The 12,756-nt window shown below is 52.9% G+C and carries 2 protein-coding genes and 2 pseudogenes; 3 read left to right on the top strand and 1 reads right to left on the bottom strand.

All coding sequences use genetic code 11. The features are described 5' to 3' along the window. The first annotated feature begins 122 nt into the window (after positions 1–122). A complete protein-coding gene (locus ACUYLD_RS25300; RefSeq protein ID WP_446676218.1) occupies positions 123–455 on the top strand; it encodes a helix-turn-helix domain-containing protein in 333 nt (110 codons plus the stop codon). Between the two features lie 536 nt (positions 456–991). Here the strand turns inward: ACUYLD_RS25300 and ACUYLD_RS25295 are convergent. Next, positions 992–1,120: pseudogene (locus ACUYLD_RS25295) on the bottom strand (helix-turn-helix domain-containing protein); the annotation flags it as partial. Between the two features lie 1,379 nt (positions 1,121–2,499). Between ACUYLD_RS25295 and ACUYLD_RS25290 the strand changes: the two are divergent. Together ACUYLD_RS25290 and ACUYLD_RS25285 are read left to right on the top strand one after the other, a co-directional pair. Continuing rightward, a pseudogene (locus ACUYLD_RS25290) lies at positions 2,500–3,447 on the top strand (aminotransferase class III-fold pyridoxal phosphate-dependent enzyme); the annotation flags it as partial. A 616-nt stretch (positions 3,448–4,063) separates the two neighbouring features. Beyond that, positions 4,064–12,756 (top strand): amino acid adenylation domain-containing protein (locus ACUYLD_RS25285; protein WP_446676217.1); only part of this gene is annotated, 8,693 nt, incomplete at its 3' end.

Genomic DNA, 12,756 nt, shown 5'->3' with positions numbered 1-12,756 from the left:
TCCAGAGACCAGAGCCTTATGATGTAAAGAAAAAGAAACCCACGTCTCAAAAAGACGGGGTTTCTCGACAATCTGAAGATCCCGATAATATATCGGGATCTTTTTAGCTTAGGAGGGCAATTATGTCTACAATAGGCCAACGAATTCGAACTATTAGAAAAACAAACAACTTAAATCAAATAAAGTTTGCAAATATAATTGGAATTTCTCAAGGAACGTTGAGTGAGCTGGAGCAAGATAAATACAGACCCTCTCTTGATATAATTATAGCAATTAAAGAAAACTTCAATTCCCATATAGAGTGGTTAATCTTTGGAGATACGCCTGTATCAAAGAACACTATTTTTAATTTAGCCATTGAAGCTCAGGAATTAGAACTTATTTCTTTGTTTCGAGAACACCCCACGGTATCTGTTTCAGCAAGTTTTTTATACTTGCTCAAGAGCCATACGTGAGAAATGGTTTAAAAGAGCTTTGAAAGAAGGCGGTTGGAACCTCAGCATTAGATATACCCCAACTGATCTAAAATCAATAATGGATTTGAAGATTATGAAGAATGTAGATTGGTGGTAAAAGAATCATTACAAGGTCTTAACATAGAGACCTATTTACAGAGTGTGCAACTAATGAAACTTGCAAAAGAAATATTGAAAGACTATCCCTAAAAGTAAAACTTCAGCTAACACAAAGTTAATTAAAATGTAAAAGAAGGTGTGAGGCGATACTTCTTTAAGCGAACTAATGGGTACTAAAATTTTCTATTTACGATATCTTTTCTTTAAAGGAGAGACAAAATGCTCCATTAAAAAGGTAATATTTTTACCGATTAGATTCAAATCTTCTTGTTCTAATACCTGCCCATTTAATTCAATTCGAAAACCAGAATTTAGAAATGATAAAAGATCAAAGGATTTTTTGATTTTCTCGTTATTAAGGTCCGAATGAATTGTATCAATCAATTGAGTCCACACAGTAGGGGAACGTTATTTGATTAGCAATAAAGTAAATAATCGGTTGTAGCATCAAAAACCTCTGCTAAAGATATTAAATGATTAATTTCAGGTCGTGCTACATTTCGCTCCCAATTAGAAACAACCTGTTTGGTTGCCCCGATTTTATTAGCAAGTTCCTCTTATGTCCATTTATGGAGTAGTCTTAAATTTCTACATCGCTGTCCCAAAGTATTCATGAGTTCACCTCTATTGAGAATATCAAATAGGTTTTAACCCGACCCATCTGCTTACTAATTATACCTACTTATAGCCCATATTATAGCTTATTCATACCCTACTGTACCCTACGAGTAGCCTATGAATAGGATACCAAGTAAAATATAGCTAAAAAAATATTACTTTGCTATTGTATAAAGCTGTGAGTTGTTATATTCTACATTTGTATTTTGAAGTAAAACTAAAATATATCTTAGGAGTAGAAAAAGATAACTGAACTTTACTCTGATTTAGTAGTTCTAAAAAGAAGGTGAATAATGAACAAAATTCGATCAAGTAAATCTATAGCATCTATTCAACGGAAAATCAAAGAAGGAAGAGGTCAAGGCCACTTTTCGGAATATAAACCTTGGTTGACTGTACATGATGTACCTCAATAGGGATAGTTACTCGAATTCTTGGTTGGAAAAGTGGTCGACTTCACCATTATCTGTCTACAACACTTTGAATTGGCACATCATTACCAAATGGAGTGGTCAGAGCAAGAGATTGATATTCGCGAACAATTTCCTTTATTACCCCTAGATAAAACCCTCTATATTGCACAAAAGTTAGGCATTAAACATCCAACTGACCCCAAGAATAAGCTTCCCATCATTATGACTACAGATATGTTACTTACAGTAAAACAAGAAGAAAGTATAAAATTTATTGCACATTCCGCAAACCGTAGAGCGCCAATATATCCCCAAGAAGGATGCGGATCGGGCATACGAGATCATTCGAACGATAATGGAACGTCTGGAGTTAACGTTACACCCGACCTAAACGCGAGTATCCAACGGATTTTCCAGCAGAGTATCCAGCTGACATCCAGTCACGTTTCCAGCCAGGCTTCCAGAAATTCGTCAGGTAATCATGTTAAGTTATCGCAAAGCGCAAGGATTCGGAGCACCGGCAGAGAATGTCTACAGGGAAGATCTCCCAAATCGGCCGGCACCCCGCCTGAATGTCGACACGCGTCGAATTCCTCGATTGATGGCAAACCATTCCCAGCGTTTCTTCTCCATTCGCTCTTTTTAGGCAAAATATTAACACCATGTTGACCAAATTTAACTGAAGTTTTACTATACATTATTGGAAATTTTGATATAATTCTACCTAGGTCATCTTTCCAATTATGATAGAAAATAGAATTGGATGGTTTTTATACCTATCCAAGCTGTGTGCGAGAGACCAGTCCACTGGCTACCCAGCAAGCCGGCATGCGGAGACCGACAATTGTGGAAAATGACAGCCGAGAATATGTTGATCCATGACGTCAGAAGGTGGGGACCTGTTATATTCTGAGGACGGAAGAGCATATATTGATTTTTTTGCAGGTACCGGGGCACTGAATTACGGTCATAACAACGATTATATCAAGGACCGGGTTCTCGATTACTTGACCTCCGACCGGATTATGCACGGTCTGGATATGTATACAATGGCCAAGCGCGAATTCTTCAAGAGCTTCTCGGAGCGGATCCTGGAGCCGAAGAAGCTGAATTACAAGCTTCAAGTCTGCGGTCCGACGGGGACGAACGCGGTGGAGGCGGCCCTTAAGCTCACACGCAAGGCGAAGAAGAGAACCGGGATATTCGCATTCATGGGCGGCTTCCACGGCATGTCGCTCGGCAGCCTGTCGGCGACAAGCTCCAAGTCCATGAGGGAAGGGGCGGGGCTTCCTCTGGGCGGAGTTACGTTCATGCCGCACCCGAGCGGGGCTTTCGCAGAAATGGATACGCTCGGCTATATCGAGAATATCCTGACTGATTCGCACTCCGGAATCGACAAGCCGGCCGTCAAGGCCGCTCTCGAGTTCCGGGACAGAGCCGCCCTGGAAGCCCAGGTGAAGCAGAAGGAAGAGTTTGTGCGCTCGTTCTTTGACAAAGAAATCAAGCCTCTGCATCCGTCCATCGCCATCCGCGGACTTGGCCTGATCTGGGGCATTGACGTCTCGGGCTTCACGGATGAAGCCGGGGCGAAGCGGATGACGGAGATCAGCTTCGAGAACGGGCTCATCATTGAAAGAGCCGGCAGAGGAGACCGCGTACTAAAGATCATGCCTCCGCTGACCGTCTCGATGGAGCATCTGGCCGCCGGCTGCGACATTATCAAGTCCAGTATGCAGCAGGTGATCTCTCAGGAGACCCAGGATTTGCCTAAGCTTGGCCAAGCCGGTGGCCGCCCCGGCAAGAGGCACGGAAGTGCCTTCCGGGGGGCCGTGCGGCCCTGATGTTAAGATAACGTTTTCACCCCATTGGAAGATTTTCTCTCCATGCTGTCTGCGGTACCGTCAGGCAGCATGGAATTCACCGCCAATCCAAGGGCTGTCCCGTTCATGCCATACGGAGCATTCTTTGAGCCTCATGCAGCACCATCGTCACATCTAATCGTCAGGAAAAGCTCACTACCCCGCAGCCGGATCTTTACTTATCCACACCAGGCGGGGGAATATACAAATCGTACATAGAGTGTATCAATATCCCTTAAACATAGGCTTCGACAAAGGCAGCTCCGGTGCCGAATCCGGAGGTACGGCCGACTTTCTGCTGGCCGGCCGGAATCCTACAGCAAGCCTTACATCGATGGGAGGAACATCCCTTGTTCACCTACAAATCCAATTCCGAACCCAATGTTAAACCAAAGTCCGTCTTCGGGCGGCTCGTCCGCAGCAAGCATATTGAAGCAGAGGAGCCGGAAGCAGCCGCATCTCTTGCGTAGAACGATGCTCTTTGTTGTCTTTCACGCATGGGAGCCGAGCGGGACAGCTGCTAGGCAGAGGATTGCCGCATGCGATCAACCGGCAAGCGAAGCGGTGACCTGGCGAAAGCCATTGACATTGTTGTCACATGTTTGAAAAGGCGGGGAGCGAGGCTGGAGCGTTGCTGCGGCATATGCTCCGCCGGATTGCTTTTACCGATGAAGAGAGGGGAACGATCCAGATGGCTTTTGAAAAAGAAACGTTGTTTTGGAACGAAAAATTCGGTAGCGACGATTATACCTTGACGCGGCTGCCTTACAGCAAAGCTCCAAGCTCCCTGGCGCCCATTATGACAACCGTCGGCGGGACGCTTTCGGAGGAAGTGGCGCAGCGCGTCCTTCAAATGAGCAAGGGCGCTCCGCTGGCCACTTTTATGATTTTGCTCGCCGGTGTTCAGTCGCTCTTGCATAAATATACAGGCGCTTCTGACATTCTGGTCGGCATGCCGGTTATACGGAAACCGACGGAGACGCGCCGATCCGTTAATCATACGATCATTTTGAAAAACTCGCTTTCGGCGGGTGCGACTTTTAAAACGCTTCTGAGCGAGCTGAGGACTTCCTTGCCGGAAGCGATTCAGCATCAACATATTCCGTTCTTGAAAATGACGGAGAAGCTGGACCTGCAATATGCAGGCGGGATACCCGTCGTCCATACGCTAGTATCCCTTAAGGAGCTGCATCTGGACGAAATCGGGCAAAACGTGGTCACGGATTGTTCCTTTGAATTCAGCTTAACCGGCGGGACGATACAGCTAGCGCTGTCATATAACGAGCACTTATATGACTCCGAGTTCATGACTCGGGTCGTCGGCCATCTGAATCGCCTGCTGGCCGTGGGGCTTCACGAGTTGGAGCTGGACATCGTGCGGGCGGACATGCTGTCGGAGGACGAGAAATTTCAATTGCTGCAAAGCTTTAACGATACCGAGAAGGACTATCCCCGTGATCGGACGATTCATCAGCTCGTGGAGGAGCAGGTGAAGCGGGTGCCCGAAGCGACGGCGGTTGTCTTTGAGGGGCGGCGGCTTTCGTACGCGGAGCTGAACGAACGGGCGAACCGGCTGGCGCGGGCGCTGCGATCGGTCGGCGTGCTGCCCAATCAGCTGGTAGGCTTGATGGCTAGGAGATCGCTGGAGACGGTCGTTGGCATTCTGGCGGTTCTGAAAGCTGGCGGTGCCTACGTGCCGATCGACCCGGAATACCCGGAAGAACGCATCCGCTACATTCTGGAGAACTCGAACGCGCAGCTGCTGCTGACTCAAAGGGAGCTGCAGCAGCAGGTGTCGTTCGAAGGGACCGTGGTGGCGCTGGATGACGAGCAGGCCTACAGCGACGATGGCTCGAACCTGGAGCCGGCCAGCGGTCCGAACGATCTGGCTTATGTCATCTATACATCAGGTACGACGGGCAAACCCAAAGGGGTCATGCTGGAGCATCGCGGGCTGGTCAGCCTGAAACTGACGTTTGCCCATACGCTTCACACGACCGAACAGGATCGAGTGCTGCAATTCGCCAGCCTATCGTTCGATGCGTCGTGCTGGGAGATGTTCAACGCTCTGTATTTCGGGGCGACCTTATATATACCGTCAACCGAGACGGTTTTGGATGATCAGCTGTTCGAACGTTTCATGAACGAGCATGCAATTACGATCGCCACTTTGCCGCCAACTTATGCTGCTTATTTGAATTCAGACCGCCTGCCGAGTCTGAGCAGGCTCATCACGGCGGGCTCCGCCGTTTCAGCCGAATTCGTGCAGCAGTGGAAAGACAAGGTACAGTACTATAACGCGTACGGTCCGACGGAAGCCTCGATCGCCACATCCGTGTGGGCGGCGTCTACGTATGACACCGAACGCAGAGCGATACCGATCGGACGTCCGATCTGGAATCATCGCTTGTATATACTGGGCGCACAGAATCAGCTGGCGCCTATCGGAGTGGAGGGAGAATTATGCATCGCGGGCGTCGGCCTCGCCCGGGGATATTGGAACCGGCCGGATCTGACGGCGGAGAAATTCATCGAACACCCGTTTGAGCCCGGAGAGAGACTGTACCGGACGGGCGACTTGGCCCGCTGGCTGCCGGACGGAAATATTGAGTATTTGGGCCGGATTGACCATCAGGTGAAAATCCGTGGATTCCGGATCGAGATCGGCGAGATTGAAGAGCAGCTTCTGAAGATCGACTCCGTGCAGGAGACGATCGTAATCGCGCGGGAAGGCAAAAGCGGGCAAGAACTGTGCGCTTACCTGGTCGCGGGCCGCCCGCTTACGCTCGGCGAGCTGAGAAGCGCGCTGGCGCAAAAATTGCCGAATTACATGATTCCAGCGCATTTTGTTCAGCTTCCGCGGATGCCGCTCACGCCGAACGACAAAATCGACCGCAAGGCTTTGCCCGCTCCGGAAGGAAACGCGCTGACCGGCGGCGCGTACGTAGCTCCCCGCAATGAAGCCGAGCGGACGCTTGCCGATGTGTGGCAGGCGGTATTGAACGCCGATCGCGTTGGGGTAACGGATCATTTCTTCGAGCTGGGCGGAGACTCGATCAAGTCCATTCAAGTATCTTCGCGGCTTCATCAAGCCGGGTACAAGCTGGAAATCCGGGATTTGTTCAAATATCCGACTATCTCACAGCTCAGCCTGCATGTGAAACCGATCGGACGTACTATCGATCAAGGCGAAATAACGGGTGAAACGGCGCTGACGCCGATTCAGCATTGGTTTTTCGAGAGCTCCTTTGCGGACCCGCATCATTTCAGCCAGTCGGTGATGCTGTACCGGAAGAAACGCTTCGACGAAGAGACGGTACGTCAGGTGCTGCAAAAGCTGGCCGAGCATCATGACGCCTTGCGGATGGTGTTCCGCAAGACGGAACAAGGGTTTAGCGCGCGGAACCGCGCGATTCAGGAAGGCGGGCTGTTCACGCTGGACGTGTTCGACTTCAAGGATGCGGAGAATACCGCGCAGGCTGTGGAAGCGAAGGCAACGGACATTCAAGCGGGTATCGATCTGGAGAACGGGCCCCTCGTGAAGGCGGGACTGTTCCGGTGCGCGGACGGCGACCATTTGCTGCTCGCGGTTCATCATGCCGTGGTGGACGGCGTGTCTTGGCGCATTTTGATGGAGGATTTCGCTGTGGGTTACGAGCAGGCCGGCAAAAGCGAGGAAATTCGTTTCCCGGCGAAAACGGATGCGTACCGCACTTGGTCCGAGCAGTTGGCCGCTTACGCGCAAAGCCCGGAGATGGCGAAGGAACGGGCCTATTGGCAGGCCGTGGAACAAATTGCGGTTCCGGCCGTGCCGAAGGATCTGGAGGCGGACGTTACGACGCAGCAGGACAGCGAATCGCTGTTCGTCCGTTTGACTCCCGAAGAAACGGAGCTGCTGCTGAAGCGGGTTCACCGGGCCTACAACACCGAAATGAACGATATTTTGGTAACGGCGCTCGGCATAGCCGTTCGCAAGTGGACGGGACACGAACGGGTACGGATCAATCTCGAAGGACACGGACGGGAATCGATCGGAACGGATATCGACATCACGCGCACAGTCGGCTGGTTTACGACCAAGTTTCCGGTCGTCCTGGAGCCGGAAACCGACCGGGATTTGGCCTATCAGATTAAACAGGTCAAGGAAAGCTTGCGCCGCATTCCGAACAAGGGGCTTGGGTACGGCGTATGCCGCTATCTCTCCAAATCGGAGGATGGCTTTGTTTGGGGCGCAGAGCCGGAAATTAATTTTAACTACCTCGGCCAGTTCGACGATGATGTCAATCAGGACGAGATCGGCATATCTTCTTATTCCATCGGCAGCCCGGCCAGCGACCGGCAGGCCCGCAGCTTTGTGCTGGATATCAACGGCATGGTGCTGGACGGCGCTTTATCGCTCGATCTCAGTTACAGCCGGAAGCAGTATCGCAAGGAAACGATGGAAGCCTTCGCTCAGCGGCTTGAGCAAAGTCTCCGAGAGCTCATTACCCACTGCGCAGGCAAAGAAAACACCGAATTGACGCCGAGCGACGTGCAATTTAAAGGCTTGACCATCGCGGAATTGGAGCAAATCGCCCAGCGCTCGGGCCATCTCGGGGAAATCGAAAATATTTACTCGCTTACGCCGATGCAGAAGGGCATGTGGTTCCACAGCGCGCTTGACCGGCAAACGGCCGCTTACTTCGAGCAGACGCGGTTTACGATGCGGGGAGCGCTCGACGTCCAGCTTTTCGAGAGGAGCTGGATGGAGCTTGCGAAACGTCATCTGGTGCTGCGGGCGAATTTTGTGAAAGGACCGGCGGGCGAGCCGCTGCAAATCATATACCGCGACAAGCCGGTCGGCTTTGAATATGAAGAGCTGCTTCATTTGCAGGCGGACGAGAAACAAGCGTATTTGGATAAAAAGGCCAAGGATGACAAGCTTCGCGGCTTCGACATGGAACATGACGCGCTCGTTCGGGTTACGATCCTGCGCACCGAAGAGCAAAGCTATCATGTGCTGTGGAGTTTCCAGCATATTTTGATGGACGGCTGGTGCCTGCCGCAGCTGACGCAGGAGTTGTTTGAGACGTACTCGGCCTTGGCATCCGGCAAGCAGCCAGCGGGAGATAAGGGATCGGATTATGGCGCTTATATCGAATGGTTGGAGAAACAGGATGATCAGGCGGCATCCGGCTATTGGACGGCATTCCTGGCAGGTTATGAAGGGCAAACCGTACTCCCGGGACAAAAGGAACCGGCGCCAAACGGCAGATTTACGGCTGATCACGTCACCGCCGAGCTGGGCAAGGACTTGAGCGAGCGGATGGACCGGGTGGCGAAACAGCGCCTGGTTACGGTCAATACGCTGCTGCAAGCCGCTTGGGGCGTAATGCTGCAAAAATATAACGGAACAAACGATGCCGTATTCGGCAGCGTCGTGGCCGGAAGACCGGCGGAAATCCCGGGCATCGAGTCCATGATCGGGCTGTTCATCAATACGGTGCCGGTTCGCGTCACGAGCGAAGCGGACACCGTGTTCGCCGACCTGATGGCGAAGCTCCAAGAGCGGGCGCTGGAGTCCGGGCGTTATGATTACTATCCGCTGTATGAAATTCAAGCCCGCAGCGTGCAAAAGCAGAACCTGATCAACCATATCATCGCTTTCGAGAACTATCCAGTGGACGAGCAGATGGAGCAGGCGGGCGACCAGCAGCACGGCGACCTTACGATCGCTGACGTTCAGATGGAGGAGCAGACGAACTATAACTTCAACGTGACCGTGGTGCCGGGAGTCGAGATCGAAATTCGATTCGACTTTAACGCCGAAGTGTTCGATAAAGACAGCATCGAACGGCTCAAGGGGCATCTCGTCCATCTGCTGGAGCAGGTGACGGATAACCCGCAAATTACCGTGGGCGAGCTGGAACTTGTGACGGAGGCGGAAAAGGCCGACCTTCTCGGACGTTTTAACGACACCACCACGGAATTTCCGCGCGGGAAGACGCTCATTCAATTGTTCGAAGAGCAGGCGGAGCGCATCCCGGATGCAGCCGCCATCTCCTTGAATGAGCAAGAGCTGACCTACCGCGAGCTGAACGAACGCGTCAACCGCCTTGCCCGTACCTTGCGTAGCCACGGGATATCCAAAGGCCGTCTGGTCGCCATTATGGCTGAGCGTTCCATCGAAATGGTGGTGGGCATGCTGGCGGCACACAAAGCCGGAGCGGCTTACGTACCGATTGACCCGGAATATCCCGAGGAGCGTATCCGTTTCTTGATTGAGGATTCGGGAGCGCAGGTCATGCTGACGCAAAGCCGCTTGCGCGAGCGCCTGGCGGGTTCGGACTCCGTGATCTTACTGGATGACGAGTCCTTCTATCACGAGGACGGCACAAATCTAAATCCGGGCACCGAAGCGACGGATCTGGCCTGCGTCATCTATACGTCAGGCACGACGGGCAAGCCGAAAGGCAACCTTGTTTCGCACCGCAACATCGTGCGGATCGTGCGAAATACGAATTATATCGACATCACCGAACGGGATCATGTCCTCCAGCTTTCGAGCTATTCGTTCGACGGAGCGATTTTCGATATTTTCGGCGCTTTGACCAACGGGGCGCGGCTGGTGCTGGTTCCCCGCGAGACTTTGCTGGAAATCGTCCGGCTGGCGGATCTCATCCAGCGTGAGCGCATCTCGGTCATGCTGATTACGACGGCTTTCTTCAACGTCCTTGTAGATGTGAACGTCGATTGCCTGCGGGATGTCCGGGCGATTTTGTTCGGAGGAGAGCGAGTGTCGGTCGGACATGTACGTAAAGCGCTCGCCCATATCGGACCGGGCAGGCTCAACCACCTGTACGGCCCGTCGGAAAGCACGGTTTATACCACGTACCTTCCGGTCGACTTCGTCGATGAGTCGGCGGTTACCGTACCCATCGGACGGCCGATCAGTAATACGAAGGTGTATATCGTCGACAGCCGGAATAAGCTTCTGCCGATCGGCGTGGCCGGGGAGCTTTGCGTCGGCGGAGAAGGCTTGGTACGGGGCTACAATAACCGGCCGGAGCTGACGGCGGAGAAATTTGTGGACAATCCGTTTGTGCTGGGAGAGCGCATGTACCGGACGGGGGATTTGGCGAAATGGCTGCCGGACGGCACGATCGAATACGTGGGACGGACGGACGACCAAGTGAAAATCCGCGGCTTCCGCATTGAGCTGGGCGAGATCGAAGCTCAGCTTCAGAAAGTGGAGGGAATTCGGAAAGCGACGGTATTCGCGAGGGAAGACGCCTCCGGCGAGAAGCAGCTTTGCGCCTATTATGAAGCGGACCGCGAGCTTACGGCGGCCGAGCTGAAGAGCGTGCTTTCCCAGGAACTGCCGGCCTATATGATTCCGGCGTACCTGATCCAGTTGGAGCGGCTCCCGCTGACGACGAACGGCAAGGTCGACCGCCGATCACTCCCGGCGCCGGAGGAGAGCTTGCAGCGGGGCGAAGAACGTACTCCGCCTCGGACTCCGCTGGAAGCTAGCTTGGCGGGAATTTGGAAAAGCGTGCTCGGACTGGAGCACATCGGGGTTCATGACAACTTCTTCGACCTGGGCGGCCATTCCCTGCGGGCGACGACACTGGTGAGCAAGGTGCATCAGGAGCTGAACGTCGAGCTGCCTCTGCGCGACGTATTCCGCTACTCGACGATCGAAGAGATGGCTCTCGCCATCTCCCGGATCGGAGAACAGTCGTTCTCGTCGATTCCGCTGGCGGGCGCAAGAGCATATTATCCGCTTTCCTCAGCTCAGAAGCGGCTGTTTATCCTGAATCAGCTGGAAGGGGCCGATCAGAGCTACAACATGCCGGGCGTGCTGCTACTGGAAGGATCGATTGACCGGAGCCTGCTGGAGAAGGCTTTCCGCGGACTGATCGCACGGCACGAAACGCTGCGAACCGGCTTTGAGATCGTACAAGGCGAAGCTGTACAGCGCATTTACGAGAGCGTCGACTTTGCCGTCGAGTACCGTCATGTGAGCGAGGAAGAAGCGCCCGAAGTCGTGCAGGCCTTCATCCGGCCTTTCGACTTGGCGAAGCCCCCGCTGCTGCGGGCGGAGCTCGTAGAGCTGGCAGCCGAACGTTATTTGCTTATGTTCGACATGCACCATATCGTCTCCGATGGGGTTTCGATGGACGTGTTAGTCGAGGAACTCGTTCGTATGTACGGCGGCGAGTCATTAGAGCCTTTGCGCATTCAATACAAGGACTATGCGGTATGGCAGCAGTCGGACGAGCAAAAAGTGCAGTTGAAACGCGAGGAAGCTTACTGGTTGGATCGTTACCGGGGCGAGCTGCCGGTTCTGGAAATGCCGACGGACTATCCGCGTCCTGCCGTGCAGAGCTTTGAGGGACAAACGCTGACGTCCTTCGTGGACGAGGCAACGAACGAAGGCTTGAAGCAGCTGGCCGCTCAAAGAGGAACGACGCTGTATATGGTGCTGCTTGCGGCATATACCGTGCTTTTGCAAAAATACACAGGTCAGGACGATTTGATCGTCGGAACGTCGATTGCGGGCAGAACACACGGAGACACGCAGCCTTTGATCGGAATGTTCGTCAATACGCTGGCGCTCCGCAATTATCCGGCTTCGGAGAAGACCTTCCTGTCGTATCTGGAGGAAGTGAAAGAAACGACCTTAGGCGCTTATGAGCATCAGAATTATCCGTTCGAAGAGCTCGTTGATAAAGTGCAGGTCAGCCGGGATTTGAGCCGCAACCCACTGTTTGACACGATGTTCTCCCTGCAAAACTTGGAGGATAAAGAGTTTGAGTTGGAAGGGCTGAAATTGTCCCCGTACCCTAGCGAATACGGCACGGCCAAGTTCGACCTGAGTGTGGATGTTACGGAAGAAAACGGCGGCCTGGAGTGCAGCTTTGAATTCGCAACGGCTCTTTATAAAGAAAGCACGATCCGGCGGCTGTCGACTCATTTTGGACATTTGCTTGCGGCGATCGTAAGTCGTCCGGATGCGAAGATTGCCGAGCTGAACTTGTTGACGGCAGAGGAAAAAGAGCAAATTCTCGGCGCGTTTAACCCGGCGCAGCCGGAAGCGGCTCCTGTGGCGGCGTTCCACCGGCTGTTCGAGGAACAGGCGGAGCGCACGCCGAAAGCGGCGGCCGTCGTGTACGAGAACGAGCGGTTGATGTATGCGGAGCTGAACGAGCGGGCGAACCGCTTGGCGGCCACGCTGCGCGCAAGCGGCATCGGCCGGGAGACGATCGTCGGCATTCTCGCCGAGCGTTCGGTGGACTTGCTGGTGGC

The sequence above is a fragment of the Paenibacillus sp. SER-28 genome, from assembly GCF_052906305.1.
Note: the sequence above shows the minus strand (reverse complement) of the source record. Positions and strands in the feature narration are given on the sequence as shown.

What these genes read in the sequence shown, in the direction of transcription:
- ACUYLD_RS25300 (WP_446676218.1), top strand. Translation starts at nt 123, where the DNA reads ATGTCTACAATAGGCCAACGAATTCGAACTATTAGAAAAACAAACAAC.